This window comes from Nocardia sp. NPDC059236, from assembly GCF_042754085.1.
In the GTDB taxonomy this organism is placed as follows: Bacteria; Actinomycetota; Actinomycetes; order Mycobacteriales; family Mycobacteriaceae; genus Nocardia.
In genome coordinates this window covers 219,738-232,719 of record NZ_JBHZAF010000006.1, presented here as the reverse complement: position 1 = coordinate 232,719, position 12,982 = coordinate 219,738, and the positions used below count along the sequence as shown (strand labels likewise).

The window sequence follows — 12,982 nt, the reverse complement described above, 5'->3', positions numbered from 1 at the left end:
TCAGGCCCAGGATGGGAATCCCTCTCGCGCATACCTTTCGCGAGCGATGACCGAGGAGGACGCCATGAAGGAGCCGGTGTGCATCGATTGCTGGCGGCGTGACAACCTCACCTTCGCCCAGCGGCTGGACCCCGCCTTCATCAAGCCGGGGCCGAAGTACCGGTGCGCCATGCACCGGGCGCAGTGCGAGGCGGACGGCATCGGACCGGACCACACCGAGCGCACCGACCGCGCCGCCTGACGAACCCGGACGCGGGGCGCGTCACGGCGTCTCGATGACGAGACCCGTTCGCGCGCTCCGCTTCTCACCCCACTCGTAGAGCGCCGTCAGCACCGGGACCAGACTCCACCCCTCGTCGGTGAGGTCGTACTCCACCTGCGGCGGGACAGCGGGAAACACCGTGCGCCGCACCAGCCCATCGGACTCCAGCTCCCGCAACTGCTGAACCAGCATCTTCTCGCTGGTGTCCGGCATGAGCCGCCGCAACTCCCCGTACCGCCGCACCCCTTCCTTGAGGTGCGCCAGAATGACCGCCTTCCATTTGCCCCCGATCAGATCGACGGTCACCTCGACCGGGCAGTGGTAGCGCTTGGTTGGCATCTCGCCTCCGGTACTTACCGAAAAGTGCGTTCTTGTAACACTGTAATCATGGGACTTTCATGAATTCCCATGAAGGTCATTACATTCGATCGATTCAAGCCCGGCGTCACGCTGGAGACCATCACCCCGTATCTGCCCGAGGAGGTCGCCAATGTGTGGCGGCTGTGGAAGGCGGGCATCGTGCGGGAGAACTATGCCCGCGCCGACGAGCCGGGGGTGGTCATCGTGTTCGAGGTCGACAGCGTCGAGGAGGCGCAGCGGTACGTGAACGACTTCCCGCTCACCAAGAAGGGGTTCCTGGAGTGGACGTATGTGCCGGTCACGGCGCCGCTGCCGATCGAGGCGCTGATGGACGCCTCGGTGGATGTCGCGGAACCCTACGACCGCACCCGGTGAGGCCGTCATGCGACAAGCCTACGGCCTGACCATTCCGCAAACCGTCGAGGACGCCTGCCACCCGGAACGCATGGCGCTGCTGATCTACGACATGCAGGTCGGCATCGTGGGGCAGCTGCCCGACGGCGAGAGCATCGTGAAGTCCTGCGTGCGGTTGCGGGATGCGGCGCGGGCGACCGGTTTCCGCGTCTTCTACACCCGCCACATGTCGATTCCTCCGGCGGCGGCGGGGATTTCGCAGTTGCGCACAGCCATGGAGTGGCAGCACGTGGACGATCCGGCCGAGGTGCGGGCCGCCTTCGCACAGGGCTCGCCGCAGTACCAGTTGGTGCCCCAGCTGTCCCCGGATCCGGACGAGGTTGTCTTCGACAAGATCACCATGTCCGCCTTCGCCGGGACGCCCCTCGATATCGCCCTGCGGGACTTGGGAATCGGCGCGTTCGCGGTGGCGGGCATCGCCATGGAGGTCGGCATCGAACCCACGGTGCGGCACGCCACCGACCTCGGCTACCTGCCCATCGTGGTGACCGACGCCTGCGGTGCGGGCCATGCCGAGGCGGCCGAACGCTCGCTGGCCGGACTGGCCTTCGCGGGCGGTTCCCGCACCATCGGCACCGATGCCCTGAGCGCGCTCATGAATCGCCGCTAGCGGGCAGAATCTCGGTGTAGGACAACGGGATCGCGGCAGGTCCGCGCAGCGTGACGTGTTCCCGGTACGGCGGACGCTCGCAGTCGAGCCGGGGTTCGCGCACGCGCCGCGCGAATCGGGTGAGGGCGATATCGGCCTCCAGCCGGGCCAGCGGTGCGCCCAGGCAGAAGTGCTGGCCGAGACCGAAGGCCAGGTGCCGGTTCTCGCGGGCCGGATCGAAACGGCCGGGCTCCGCGAAGACCTCCGGATCGCGGTTGGCGGCGGCGAGCAGCATGATGATCATGTCGCCCGCCGCGATCTCGATGCCCGGCAAGGTAATCGGGTCGCGGGCGATGCGCGGAACCAGTTGTACCGGCGGGTCGTAGCGCAGGGTCTCCTCGATCACCGGCCCCGCGAACGATCCGGCGGTGCGTAGATTCGCCAGGTGATGACGGTGATCGAGCAGTGCCAGAGTGGCATTGGCAATGAGGTTCACCGTGGTCTCGTGCCCGGCGATCAGCAGCAGCCCGCAGGTCGCGATGAGCTCCTCGTGGGACAGCGCGTCCCCGGACTCCTCGGCGGCGATCAGCGCGGACAGCAGGTCGTCCCCGGGCCGCCGGCGTCGCTCGCGCGCCAATTGTTCGAAGTAGGAGTGCAATTCGTTGTTGGCCCGCACCAGCTCGACCGGGTCGGGGCGGCCGGAGGTGGCGGTCCCCGACACCGGGTCGAGGGTGCGGGCCAGCATGGACGACCACTCCCGCAGGCGCGGTTCGTCCTCGATCGGCACCCCGAGCAGTTCGCAGATCACCGTGATCGGCAGCGGATACGCGAGATCCGCCACCATATCCAGCCGCCCATACTCCGCGGCCCGATCGAGGGCGGCGTCCGCGATCGCGGTGATCCTCGGGGCCATCCCCCGCACCACCGCCGGCGTGAACGCCTTGGCCACCAGCCGCCGCAACCGCGTGTGATCGGGCGCGTCCCGGAACAGGAACGACATCGTCCCCGCCAATTCCCCGGCCTGCTCCCCCGCGAGATCGTAGGTCGGCGTCGGCCCCAGCGGCAGCGACGCATGCCGCCGCTCCACCACCGCCCCCGGATGCCGCAGCACCGCCGCGCAATCCCGATACGACGTCAGCACCACCACCGGCCCGCCCCCGAGCCGCACCGGCCCGTGCTCGCGCATGCGGTCGTACAGCGGATAGGGATCGGCCCGATTCGCCGGATCCAGCAACCCGGCGAAGAAACCGGGAGCGGACGGGGAGTGCGCAGTGGTCATGGATACCGCCTAGAGGTCCGCCGAACCGACAAAGCTACAGTTGCTGTAGATACACTGACTGTAGTATTTGCGCGACAGATCCAGATGTCAAGGCAGCTCCGAAGCAGAGAGGTGAATCGTGGCCGAGCGCCGAAACCGCGCCTACGCACCTCGGATGGCACCCGAGCAGCGACGGGAGCAACTCCTCGACGCGGTGCTTCGGGTCATTGTCGAGGAGGGCATTCACCGGGTGTCCATCGACTCCGTGGCCCGGGCGGCCGGGGTCAGCCGGCCGGTCGTCTACGGCCTGTTCGAGGATTCGGACGCACTGCTGCGCGCCTCACTGGACCGCGAGGAGACCGCGGCACTCGCGGAGCTGGCGACCGCGGTGCCTCTGGCCTCCACCGGGGATCCGGGCCGCGCCGCCACCGAGAGCCTCGAACGCTTCCTCACCGCGGTGCAGGCCGCGCCGGATCGGTGGCGGGCGGTCTTCCAGCTCGTCGATTCGAGCACTCCGACCTTCCGGCGCCGGCTGGCGCGCGGGCGGCAGGCGTTCATCGCGGCGCTGGAAACCTTCGTGCGCGAGGCGGTTCCGGCCGAGCGGCGGGGGGCGGTGGATGTGGAGCTCACCGCGCGCACCTTGTTCGCGTTGTTCTGGGAGGCGGGGCGGCTGGTGCTGGCCGCGCCCGAAGCCTTTCCGCCACAGCGTATCCGCGATTTCGCGGCGAATCTGATCCCGGCGCTCCCCGCCTTCCAGCGGCCGGGCGACTGAGCGCGGCAACATCTGGGGGAATACCCGGATGGCCATTGATTAGGACATTCGGGACACTGGTGGCTGTGAATCCCCTATTGCCCGAACAGGTCCGCGCCGCCGGTGAGGTGCAGTGGTGACGGCGCTCGCCCGCGGGGAGAATCGGCCCGCGCCCGCCGACCGGATGACGGTCACCGTAACCTGTTCCGCCGCAGTCGATGTGTCGGCGCTGCTCCTGGGCGCGAACAGGCGGGTGCGGTCGGACGGGGACTTCATCTTCTTCAACCAACCGGTCGGCCCCGGCGTGGTCTACCGGCACGGCCGCGGCGCCGGGGACATGGTGGACGTCCAGACCTCCGCCCTGCCCGCCGACGTGGATCGGGTCGCCATCGCCGCGAGCCTCGACGGCAGCGGGCCCGCCACCTTCGCCGCCGCCGGGACGCTCACCGCCGCCATCGGATCCCCCGCGGGCACACTGACTTTCCCGATGAACGGCCTGACCAGCGAGGCAGCCGTCGTCTGCGTGGAGATCTACCGCCGCGGCGACGCCTGGAAGGTGCGCGCGGTCGGCCAGGGCTACGACAACGGCCTGGCCGGACTGGCCGAAGCCTTCGGCGTGACCATCGACGACGACCCCGAACCGCTGGTGCAGGCCCCACCCGCCCCGACGCTTCCGGCGCAGGCCCTCCCGCCGCAACCGGCCGCGCCACCTCGGCAGCAGCCGCAACCCGCGCAATACCTGCCGACACAACCCAATCCCGCCGCGCAGCCGATGCCGTTGCCGCCCACCCTGCCGGCCCAGCAATTCCAGCCGCCGGCCGCGCCGCAGCAGATGCCCATGGCCCCGCAGTCTTTCGCGCCGCCGCCCTATCCGCCCGCGGCCCCCGTCCCGAATCATTCCGCGCCACAAGGAGTTCCGTCCGTGCAGAGCGAGCTGTTCCATCCGAATCATGCCGAGGTCAGCGGTTACGGCATTCAGAAGCAGGGCGGCAAGATGATCCGGGTGGCCGTCGACGGGGAGACCCTGGCGCGGGCCGGATCGATGGTGGCCTATCAGGGCGAGCTGCACTTCAAGGCGCTCGGGTCGGGTGGGATCGGGCGGGCGATCCAGCAGCGGCTCACCGGGGAGGGCGTGCCGCTCATGCAGGTGTCGGGGCGCGGGGATCTGTTCCTGGCCAATGCCGCCTCCGATGTGCACATCGTGGACCTGGACGGCACCGACGGCCTGACCATCAATGGCGCGAATGTGCTGGCCTTCGACTCCACGCTGTCCTACAACATCCAAAGGGTCCACGGCGCGGCCGGTTACGCCAGCAATGCGGGCTTCTTCAACTGCGTCTTCACCGGTCGCGGCCGGATCGCCATCACCACCCACGGCTCCCCCGTGGTCCTGAATGTCGACCAGCCGACCTATGCCGATCCGCAGGCCGCGGTGGCCTGGTCGTCCAGCTTGCAGACCGGCATCAAGCGCAATGACTCCTTCGGTTTCAGCCGCCTGATCGGCCGCAGCACCGGCGAGGGCCTGACCCTGTCGTTCTCGGGCCGCGGCTTCGTCATCGTGCAGCCCTCGGAGCTGCCGCCGGGCGGTTTCATCGGTGGCACCGGCGGCGGTCAGGAGGCCGGGCAGTCGGGCGGCATGTTCGGCGGGCTGCTCGGCTGACCTCGCCGTTCGTGGATCAGAGTGTGGCTCAGCGCTTGACGGCCGTCACGAATTGCACTGCGCCGGAGGAATTCCGGCCGGTCACCTCGCAGCCCGCGGCGGTGAGGACGTCCGGCACGACGTGGTAGCCGAGGCTGCGCGCGCCTCCGATGCCGGCCACGCCGCGGAAGAGCGGGAAGTCGAGCACCGGCGGGTGGGCCAGCGCGGTCACCGCGATCCGCCCGCCCGGCCTGGCCACCCGGGCTATCTCCGCCAGCGCGCCCTCCGCGTCGGGAAAGAAGTGCAGCGCGAAGAAGCAGGCCACGGCGTCGAAGGCGCCGTCGGCAAAGGGCAGGTGGCCCGCATCGCCGCGCACGAAACCAACCGGTCCAACCGCATTGGTGCGCGCCGCCTCCGCCAGCATCGACTCCGAGGCATCGAGCCCGACGGCCAGGCCCGAATCCCCCGCCGCCCGGCCGAAAGCCCTGGTGAACAGCCCCGGCCCGCAACCGACATCGAGTACCAGCGCGCCCTCGGTGATCCCGAGCGAGTCCACCGCACGCTGCTTCTCCCGGCGCACACCGACCGCATTGCGTCCCATGGCGAGCCGGAAGAACTCGCGCCAGATGGGTTCGTAGATGCGGGAGATCAGCGGCACCCGCATGGCCGCCTGCCCGATGCCCTTGGCCGGAGGCGTCTGGGCCCCGAGCACATCGAGATAGCCGTGGACGACGGTAGATTCGGGGAGGAGCAGTTCCACGATGCGCTGCTGCGGCGACTGGGTCGCGATCATGCCGCGCAGCTTACGCAGGTATTCGGCGCAGCGAAAGGATTGTCTGGGACAGGAATCGGCTGTTAGGTTCGATCTGCACGTCTCGTTCCGATGGAGGGGTTTTGCGCACAGTCACCCGAACACTACTGATGCTGGTCACGTTGGTCTCCGCGCTGGCCCTGCTGCCCTCCCAGGCCATGGCTGCCCCCGCGCTCGACGAGGCCACCTCGCAGCAGCTGGACGAACTGCTCGCCGTGCGCAACTCGACCACGGGCACCCGGACCGACGCCATCGCCCAGCTCTCCAGCCGCTTCCTCGGCACCCCCTACGGCGCGAACATGCTCATCGGCTCCGCCACCCAGCCCGAGCAGCTGGTCATCGACTTCCGCCGCGTCGACTGCTTCACCTACCTCGACTACGTGGAGGCCCTGAGCCGCTCCACCACCCGCGCCGACTTCATCCAGAACCTGGTGGCCACCCGCTACGCCGACGGCCAGGTCGAATTCACCCGCCGCAAGCACTTCTTCACCGACTGGGCCGCCGTCGACCGCATCGCCGCCACCGACATCACCCCCACCCTCACCCCCGGCGCGGTCACCGTCACCAAACACCTCAACGCGAAAGCCGATGGCGGTAACTACCTTCCGGGCATCCCCGTGGTGGACCGCAACATCACCTACATCCCCAGCGGCTCCTTCGACAACGCCGTCATCACCGCCCTCCGCACCGGCGACTACCTCGGCGCCTACACCCCCGACGCCGGCCTCGACGTCTCCCACGTGGGCATCTTCATCAGCACCCCGAACGGCCCGATGTTCCGCAACGCCTCCTCCCTGACCGCCAACAACCAGGTGGTCGACACCCCCCTGACCCAATACCTCACCACGGTCCCGGGCCTGGTCGTACTGCGCCCGAACTAGTCCCGGTCGGTCTCGACCGCTACCTCGGCCAAGGTTTCCGCGCTGTACGGCATTCCCTGTCCGAGCGCCCAGTTCTCCGCGATCCGTCCGTTGTCGAGGCGAAAGATCTCGATCATCATCGGTTCCGGACCATCGACCGGGACCGGGATTCCTTCGATGGACGAGCGAACGGCCACGCGGTCGCCGTCGACCAGTACATCCTCGGCAACGACACGGATGTCGGGGAATTGGGCAACAAGACTGCGCCAGGCGCTCTTTCCCGCCTCGAAACCGGTGGTGCCGAGCGGATGACTGAAGCAGTCCGCCGTGTGCAGGTCAGCCGCTCGGTCGAACTGCCGGGTGTTGAAGCACTCCTGCATCTGCCGCACGACGGCACCGGCGTCCTGTGTGGTCATGATTCCACCCTCCCAGGGCAGTAGATCGGAACACGATGAGCGGCAACACATTCGAATAAACGGTGCGCCGCCCCGCTTATTCGCTCAGCATACGGGGCGGCGACCCGGTTATGCTAGAACCGATATGTCACGCCGACCGCCCCAACGCATTCCGTCCGATGCATCGGCCACTCGAGGTAGCGACCGCGAGCTACGTGCCGATGCGCGCCGCAATCGGGAACGCGTACTGCGGACCGCGCAGCAGCTGTTCGCGCAGGAAGGGCTCGGCATCTCGCTCGATGAAATCGCCCGGCAAGCGGGGGTGGGCCCCGGTACGGTCCATCGGCACTTTCCCACCAAAGAGGCGCTGTACCTGGCTGTCTCGATCGATCAGATCGAGCAACTGGTGGCCGAGGCGGCGGTGCTGGCGACATCGGACGACCCCGCAGCGCTATTCACGCTGTTGTCGCTGATGATGGCCAACGGCGTCGAGAATGCGACGGTCAAGAGCGCACTCGCCGCCGCCGAATTCGACCTGCGGATGGCCGCACCGGAGGTGGCGGCCGATCTCACCCGCCATGTCGGCGATCTGCTCGACCGGGCGCGCACCGCGGGCGCGGTGCGGCAGGACGTCACAGTCGACGAGGTGATGGCATTGGTCGCGGGCGCCTTCGCCGCGATCCAGCATGCCGGCGCTCAGTCCAGCTCGGCGCGCATCGCCGGGATCATCCTCGACGGGCTACGACCCCGATCCCGCTGAGCGCCTATGCCGCTCAGACCAGGTGCACCTCGACGCCCGCGTCGCGGATGGGGGTGAGGGCGGTGGGGTCGGCTTCGCGGTCTATGACCAGGACGTGGATGGCGTCGATGGGGCAGATGCGGGCGAGGGCGGTGCGGTTCAGTTTGTCGGCGGTGGCGACCGCGATGACGCGGTGGGCGCGGCGGACCATTTCGGCATTGATGCCCGCCTCGTCGAGGTGGCGGCATTGGGCGCCGCCCTCTGCGGAGATCGCGCCGACGCCGAGAATTACGGTGTCCAGGCGTAATTCGGCCAGAGCCAGGGCGGCCAGGGGGCCGTGGAGTTCGTAGGACTCGCGGCGGGCCAGGCCGCCGAGGCAGATGGTGCGCAGGTGGGGGCGCAGGACCAGTTCGGCGGCGATGTTGAGGGCGTTGGTGACGATGGTGAGTTCGTGGTCGGTGGAGGTGGGGAGGTCGGGGCGGGCGGCCAGGGCGCGGGCCACGGCCGTGGTGGTGGTGCCGCCGTTGAGGGCCACCATCTCGGCCGGATCGATCAGGGCCGCAGCGTGTTCGGCGACGCGCTGTTTGGGCTCGTCGGCGCTGCCGCGGTAGCGGGCGGGGAGGTCGTAGGCGACGGCGGTGGCGACGATGCCGCCGTGGGTACGGGTGGCCAGGCCCTGGTCGGCGAGGGCGGTGAAGTCGCGCCGGATGGTGGCGGGGGATGCGCCGAGGCGGGCGGCGGCTTCCTCGACCGAGAGGCGGCCGGCGTCGGCGAGCAGTTCCAGCAGGCGATTCCAGCGCCGGGAACGGTCTGCGGGAGCGGTCATTTGACGCTGCCGGCGGTGAGGCCGGCGACCAGGCGCTTCTCGATGAGCGCGAACAGAATCACGACGGGCACGATGCCGACGGTAGAGATGGCGAAGACATATTGCCAAGCCACGTCGTACTGCCCGACGAACTTGGTGAGCGCCACCGACAGCGGCTGATTCTCCGGCGTGCTGAGAATGACCAGGCTGGCGGCGAATTCGTTCCAGCACGAGACGAAGGCGAACACGGTGGCGGTGACGATGCCGGGCCACACCAGCGGCAGGCTCACCCGGGTCAGGATCTGCCAGCGGTTCAGCCCGTCCAGCTGGGCGGCCTCCTCCACCTCGACCGGCACCCCGGCGAAGAAGCTGTGCAGGATCCACACCGCGAACGACAGATTGAACGCGCCGTTCACCAGGATCATGGCGAGCCAGGTGTCGTTGATGCCGAGGGTGAAGAACTCGCGCAGCAGGCCGGTCACCAGCACGGTCGGTTGCAGCATCTGGGTGACCAGTACCAGACCCAGGAACAGCGTCTTGCCCGGAAACCGCCGCCGCGCGGTGTAATACGCGGCTGGAATGGCCACCACCAGCACCAGCAGCGTCCCGAACACCGAGATCACCAGGGTGCTCACCAGATTGAACGGCAGCGGCGTCTCCGGCGTGTGCCACATGGTGGCGTAGTTGTCCGGCCGCCACTGCCGCGGCAGGTAGGTCGGCGGGATCCGCAGGATCTCCGAACGCGGCTTGAGCGACCCGAGCACCATCACCAGATACGGCAGCAGGAACACCGCCGCCAGCACCGCGCCGGCGGCCGTGAGCCCCCACCGCCGCCGGGTCATCGCGCCTCCTCACCGGCGGGCCGGATCAGCTTCACGTAGATCGCGATGATCACCAGGATCAGCACGAAGTTCAGCACACTCATGGCGGCCGCCGTCGCGATCTGCTGATTCTGCCGAATCAGCTTGAAGGTCAACGTGGTCGTGGTGTCCGCCGAGAAGCCCGCGATGCTGCCGGTCAGAACCTGCAGGATCGGCAGCGAGTTGAACGAGTTGATGATGTTGATGACTGTCGCCACCGTCATGGCCGGACGCAGTTGCGGCAGTGTCAGATACAGGTACCGTTGCCAGGAGCTCGCCCCATCGGCCCGCCCCGCCTCGTCGATATCGGCCGGAATCGATTGCAGCCCCGCCAGAATCGTGTAGGTCGTGAACGGCACGGACACGAACACCGCCACCCCGATGGCCACCAGGAACGCCGGCCCCGGCTCCTTGGTGAATCCGAAACCCCGGTCCAGCACCCCGATATCGACCAGGAACCGGTTGGCGATCCCCACATCCGGATCCAGCATGTAGTCGAAGATGGTGGTCGTCATGACCACCGACGCCGCCCACGGCACCAGGATGGCCAGCCGCACCGCCGTCCGCCCCGGGAAATCCTTGTTCAGGAACTGCGCCAGCCCCGCCGAGAGCACCAGCGTGATCACCACGACCGCCACCACCCACACCAGGGTGTGCGCCAGGATCGCGGTCAGCTCGTCGATGGCGAACAGCCTGCGGAAATTGGCGAATCCGGCCGGGCCGCGGTCGGTCCCGTAGGCGCTCAGGTCGCGGGTCGAGGTCCAGATCATGTACCCGGCCGGGTAGGCCACCACCGCCGCGATCAGGACCAGCACAGGGCCGATCCACGGCAACGCACGCAGCGTGGCCGTGGATCGATGGGAGGCGACGCCCCTCAACTCGCCGCCTGCTGAATCTTCTGCAGCACCGAGGCCGGGTCGCTGCCCTGCGCGATCGTGCCCATCTGCTGCCGGATGGCGCCCTGTGCGGCACCCCATTTCGGGTTGTTGCTCGGGTAGAACTTGGCGACCGGCAGAGTGGCGGCGAACGCCTTCGTGACGGGATCGTCGGTGAGCGCGGCCGCACCGCTGGTGGTGATGGGGATGAAGTGCTCGCCGCTGACGAACTTGGCGTAGACGGCCGCGGAGTAGAAGTAGCTGAGGAACTTCTTGATGGCCGCGGCCTTGGTGCCGTCCTTCTTGAAGGCCATCAGGTGGTCGGCCACACCGAGGGTGGACGGGTCGCCGGTCTTGGTCGGCGAGGGCGCGGTGGCGTACTTCAGGCTCGGATTCTTGGCGGCGATCTGGCTGATGGTCGGCGGCAGCCCCTCGATCATGCCGATCTTGCCCTGGATGAACGCATTGATGACGTCGAGCCGGTTGGTGGCGCCCGGATTCGGTTCGGTCGCACCGGCGTCCGCGATGGCCTTCATGGCCCGCACGCCCTCGAGGTTCTGCGGGGTGTCGACGGTGACCTTGTCGCCGTCGGACCAGGTGCCGCCCGCGCCGAAGGTCCAGATGGAGGTCTCGCCCTGGGCTTCCTCGCTGCCCAGCGGCAGCCCGTACCCGGAGACGCCGCCGAGAGCCTGGATCTTCTTGGCGTCGTCGGTGAGCTCCGTCCACGTCCGGGGCGGTGCGCCGATGCCCGCCTTGGCGAACAGCTCGGTGTTGTAGAACAGCGTGCGGGTGGAGGCGAAAAGCGGTAGCGCCCACTGGGTTCCGTCGATGGACGCGTTCTTCGCGAAGCCCGGCTGGATGTCGGCGATCACCGCCGGGTCGGCGATATCGGTGGCCGGGTACAGCTGGCCGTCGGTGGCGTAGGTCGAATAGGCGTCGATGTTCAGGATGTCGGGTGTGGTGCCCTTGGACTGCAGTTTGGTGCGCACCACGTCATTGATCGAATCCCAGGACTCCATCGAGAGTTTGACCTTGACATCCGGATTGGCCTGCTGGAAATCCGCGATGATGGCGTCCCACTCGGCCTTGGTCCCGTCGCTGTAGGTCGGCGCGAGGAAGGTGAGCGTATTGGGGTCCGAGTCGTCGGATTTGCTCCCGCCGAAACCGCAGGAGGACACCGTCAGCACCAGGCCGGTCAGCAGCGCCACCGAGGAAAGTGCGCCGCGCAGTGGACGTTTCACGACAAGGGCTCCTCAATCTGCACACCCTGCGACTCGAATCGCGGATGATGAATGAAGCGAACGATTCGGTATGTCTGAATCTAACGCGAAGTCTGCTCGAATGTGATCGTTTGACCGGGAAAATTGACAGGAACGATCACCGGGTTGATCCTGGGTAGGTGCTGCCCGAGGCGAATCGAATCTCCATCCCCGCAAGCCATCTGGCCGCCGGATCCCATCTCGCCCGCGAGGTGGCCACCCAGCCCGACGACTGGGCCCGCGCCGCAGCCACCGCCGCCGCGCACCGCCACCTGCTGCCCGTCTCGGGCGAACGGGTGGCCGTACTCGGCTGCGGCACCTCGCTGTTCATGGCCCGCGCCTTCGCGGCACTGCGCGAATCCGCCGGGCAGGGGCTCACCGACGCCTGGCCGGCGGGCGATCCGCGGCTGCGCGATCTCGCGGGGATCGGCCGCGGCTACGACCGCTATCTGGTGATCTGCCGCTCCGGCACCACCACCGAGGTGCTGGACGCCATCTCCGCACTGCCCGAGGAGATTCCGCGCACGGTCATCAGCTCCAGCCCCGCCACGCCGGTGCTGGAGCTGGCCGACCCCATCCTCCTCGACGAGGTGGACGAGCGGTCGGTGGTCCAAACCCGGTTCGCCACAACCACGCTGGCGCTGCTGCGCTGGCATCTCGGCGAGGATCTGCGCCCGGTGATCGCGCAGGCCCGGGCCGTGCTGGCCGACCACGACCCCGATGCGCTGAACGTTATCCGCCATGCCGAGCAGATCACCTTCGTGGGAATGGATTTCGCCGCCGCACTCGCCGACGAGGCCGCGCTGAAACTGCGCGAATCCTGCCGCTCCTGGACCGAGTCCTACCTGTCCACCGAGTACCGCCACGGCCCCATCAGCATTGCCGGACCCGGCCGCGCGGTGTGGGCGCTGGGCCCGCAGCCGCCCGGGCTCACCGACGACATCCGCGCCACCGGAGCGCATGTCGAGCAGCGCGACATCGACCCCATGGCCGAGCTGGTGCGGGTGCACCGGCTGTGCCTGCTGCGGGCCGCCGACCTGGGTTTGGACCCCGATCAGCCGCGCAACCTGACGCGATCGGTCATCCTGAGCTGATGGGTGTGCCG

16 protein-coding genes are annotated in these 12,982 nt (G+C 68.3%); 8 read left to right on the top strand and 8 right to left on the bottom strand.

Features of this window, described 5'->3' with window-relative positions; genetic code table 11:
* The first annotated feature begins 46 nt into the window (after window positions 1-46).
* Window positions 47-241: a hypothetical protein gene (locus tag ACFXIV_RS18175; RefSeq protein WP_354841682.1), complete on the top strand. Its 195-nt coding sequence runs from the start codon at window positions 47-49 to the stop codon at window positions 239-241.
* 21 nt (window positions 242-262) lie between these two features.
* Here ACFXIV_RS18175 and ACFXIV_RS18170 read toward each other — a convergent pair whose 3' ends face one another.
* Entirely contained in the window at window positions 263-601 is a 339-nt protein-coding gene (locus ACFXIV_RS18170; protein ID WP_379403054.1) for a winged helix-turn-helix transcriptional regulator, read from the bottom strand.
* 69 nt (window positions 602-670) lie between these two features.
* On the opposite strand from ACFXIV_RS18170, the gene ACFXIV_RS18165 reads away from it, so the two are divergent.
* Window positions 671-997 carry a hypothetical protein gene (locus ACFXIV_RS18165; protein WP_213557582.1) on the top strand — a complete coding sequence of 109 codons (327 nt, stop codon included), beginning with the start codon at window positions 671-673 and terminating at the stop codon, window positions 995-997.
* A 7-nt stretch (window positions 998-1,004) separates the two neighbouring features.
* A complete protein-coding gene (locus ACFXIV_RS18160) occupies window positions 1,005-1,646 on the top strand; it encodes a cysteine hydrolase family protein (RefSeq protein WP_379403053.1) in 642 nt (213 codons plus the stop codon).
* Here the strand turns inward: ACFXIV_RS18160 and ACFXIV_RS18155 are convergent.
* A complete protein-coding gene (locus ACFXIV_RS18155; protein WP_379403052.1) occupies window positions 1,630-2,904 on the bottom strand; it encodes a cytochrome P450 in 1,275 nt (424 codons plus the stop codon). The two genes, ACFXIV_RS18160 and ACFXIV_RS18155, sit on opposite strands and share 17 nt — an antisense overlap.
* 154 nt (window positions 2,905-3,058) lie before the next feature.
* Here ACFXIV_RS18155 and ACFXIV_RS18150 point away from each other — a divergent pair, with 154 nt between their 5' ends.
* Both ACFXIV_RS18150 and ACFXIV_RS18145 read left to right on the top strand, forming a co-directional pair.
* Window positions 3,059-3,655: a TetR/AcrR family transcriptional regulator gene (locus ACFXIV_RS18150; protein WP_379403051.1), complete on the top strand. Its 597-nt coding sequence runs from the start codon at window positions 3,059-3,061 to the stop codon at window positions 3,653-3,655.
* Window positions 3,656-3,818: 163 nt separating this feature from the next.
* Window positions 3,819-5,294, top strand: a complete 1,476-nt coding sequence (locus ACFXIV_RS18145) for an AIM24 family protein (RefSeq protein ID WP_379403085.1) — start codon at window positions 3,819-3,821, stop codon at window positions 5,292-5,294.
* A gap of 28 nt (window positions 5,295-5,322) precedes the next feature.
* Here ACFXIV_RS18145 and ACFXIV_RS18140 read toward each other — a convergent pair whose 3' ends face one another.
* A complete protein-coding gene (locus ACFXIV_RS18140; RefSeq protein WP_379403050.1) occupies window positions 5,323-6,066 on the bottom strand; it encodes a class I SAM-dependent methyltransferase in 744 nt (247 codons plus the stop codon).
* Window positions 6,067-6,167: 101 nt separating this feature from the next.
* Here ACFXIV_RS18140 and ACFXIV_RS18135 point away from each other — a divergent pair, with 101 nt between their 5' ends.
* Window positions 6,168-6,965 carry a DUF1460 domain-containing protein gene (locus tag ACFXIV_RS18135; protein WP_379421294.1) on the top strand — a complete coding sequence of 266 codons (798 nt, stop codon included), beginning with the start codon at window positions 6,168-6,170 and terminating at the stop codon, window positions 6,963-6,965.
* On the opposite strand, the gene ACFXIV_RS18130 is transcribed toward ACFXIV_RS18135, so the two are convergent.
* Window positions 6,962-7,360 (bottom strand): ester cyclase, encoded by a 399-nt coding sequence (locus ACFXIV_RS18130; protein WP_379403048.1) that lies wholly within the window; start codon window positions 7,358-7,360, stop codon window positions 6,962-6,964. The genes ACFXIV_RS18135 and ACFXIV_RS18130 overlap by 4 nt on opposite strands.
* A 124-nt stretch (window positions 7,361-7,484) precedes the next feature.
* On the opposite strand from ACFXIV_RS18130, the gene ACFXIV_RS18125 reads away from it, so the two are divergent.
* Entirely contained in the window at window positions 7,485-8,099 is a 615-nt protein-coding gene (locus ACFXIV_RS18125; protein WP_379403047.1) for a TetR/AcrR family transcriptional regulator, read from the top strand.
* Between the two features lie 13 nt (window positions 8,100-8,112).
* Here the strand turns inward: ACFXIV_RS18125 and ACFXIV_RS18120 are convergent, their stop codons facing one another.
* Genes ACFXIV_RS18120 through ACFXIV_RS18105 form a run of 4 tightly spaced genes read right to left on the bottom strand, consistent with a single transcriptional unit; the run spans window position 8,113 to window position 11,859 of the window.
* On the bottom strand, window positions 8,113-8,904 hold the full coding sequence (locus ACFXIV_RS18120) for a DeoR/GlpR family DNA-binding transcription regulator (protein WP_379403046.1): 792 nt from the start codon (window positions 8,902-8,904) through the stop codon (window positions 8,113-8,115).
* Window positions 8,901-9,725, bottom strand: coding sequence for a carbohydrate ABC transporter permease (locus tag ACFXIV_RS18115; protein ID WP_379403045.1), 825 nt, complete (start codon window positions 9,723-9,725; stop codon window positions 8,901-8,903). The genes ACFXIV_RS18120 and ACFXIV_RS18115 overlap by 4 nt, the downstream gene beginning before the upstream one ends.
* On the bottom strand, window positions 9,722-10,558 hold the full coding sequence (locus ACFXIV_RS18110; protein ID WP_379403044.1) for a carbohydrate ABC transporter permease: 837 nt from the start codon (window positions 10,556-10,558) through the stop codon (window positions 9,722-9,724). The genes ACFXIV_RS18115 and ACFXIV_RS18110 overlap by 4 nt, the downstream gene beginning before the upstream one ends.
* 59 nt (window positions 10,559-10,617) lie before the next feature.
* Window positions 10,618-11,859: an extracellular solute-binding protein gene (locus ACFXIV_RS18105; RefSeq protein ID WP_379403043.1), complete on the bottom strand. Its 1,242-nt coding sequence runs from the start codon at window positions 11,857-11,859 to the stop codon at window positions 10,618-10,620.
* Between the two features lie 158 nt (window positions 11,860-12,017).
* Here ACFXIV_RS18105 and ACFXIV_RS18100 point away from each other — a divergent pair, with 158 nt between their 5' ends.
* The gene (locus tag ACFXIV_RS18100; RefSeq protein WP_379403042.1) at window positions 12,018-12,971 is read left to right on the top strand and encodes an SIS domain-containing protein; all 954 of its coding nucleotides are present in this window, start codon (window positions 12,018-12,020) and stop codon (window positions 12,969-12,971) included.
* Window positions 12,972-12,982 lie beyond the last annotated feature (11 nt).

Excerpts from the sequence above, each read along its gene's own strand:
- ACFXIV_RS18140 (WP_379403050.1), bottom strand. The coding sequence starts at position 6,066 with ATGATCGCGACCCAGTCGCCGCAGCAGCGCATCGTGGAACTGCTCCTC.
- ACFXIV_RS18115 (WP_379403045.1), bottom strand. The coding sequence starts at position 9,725 with ATGACCCGGCGGCGGTGGGGGCTCACGGCCGCCGGCGCGGTGCTGGCG.
- ACFXIV_RS18165 (WP_213557582.1), top strand. The coding sequence starts at position 671 with ATGAAGGTCATTACATTCGATCGATTCAAGCCCGGCGTCACGCTGGAG.
- ACFXIV_RS18150 (WP_379403051.1), top strand. The coding sequence starts at position 3,059 with ATGGCACCCGAGCAGCGACGGGAGCAACTCCTCGACGCGGTGCTTCGG.
- ACFXIV_RS18120 (WP_379403046.1), bottom strand. The coding sequence starts at position 8,904 with ATGACCGCTCCCGCAGACCGTTCCCGGCGCTGGAATCGCCTGCTGGAA.
- ACFXIV_RS18145 (WP_379403085.1), top strand. The coding sequence starts at position 3,819 with ATGACGGTCACCGTAACCTGTTCCGCCGCAGTCGATGTGTCGGCGCTG.
- ACFXIV_RS18130 (WP_379403048.1), bottom strand. The coding sequence starts at position 7,360 with ATGACCACACAGGACGCCGGTGCCGTCGTGCGGCAGATGCAGGAGTGC.
- ACFXIV_RS18175 (WP_354841682.1), top strand. The coding sequence starts at position 47 with ATGACCGAGGAGGACGCCATGAAGGAGCCGGTGTGCATCGATTGCTGG.
- ACFXIV_RS18160 (WP_379403053.1), top strand. The coding sequence starts at position 1,005 with ATGCGACAAGCCTACGGCCTGACCATTCCGCAAACCGTCGAGGACGCC.
- ACFXIV_RS18125 (WP_379403047.1), top strand. The coding sequence starts at position 7,485 with ATGTCACGCCGACCGCCCCAACGCATTCCGTCCGATGCATCGGCCACT.
- ACFXIV_RS18155 (WP_379403052.1), bottom strand. The coding sequence starts at position 2,904 with ATGACCACTGCGCACTCCCCGTCCGCTCCCGGTTTCTTCGCCGGGTTG.
- ACFXIV_RS18170 (WP_379403054.1), bottom strand. The coding sequence starts at position 601 with ATGCCAACCAAGCGCTACCACTGCCCGGTCGAGGTGACCGTCGATCTG.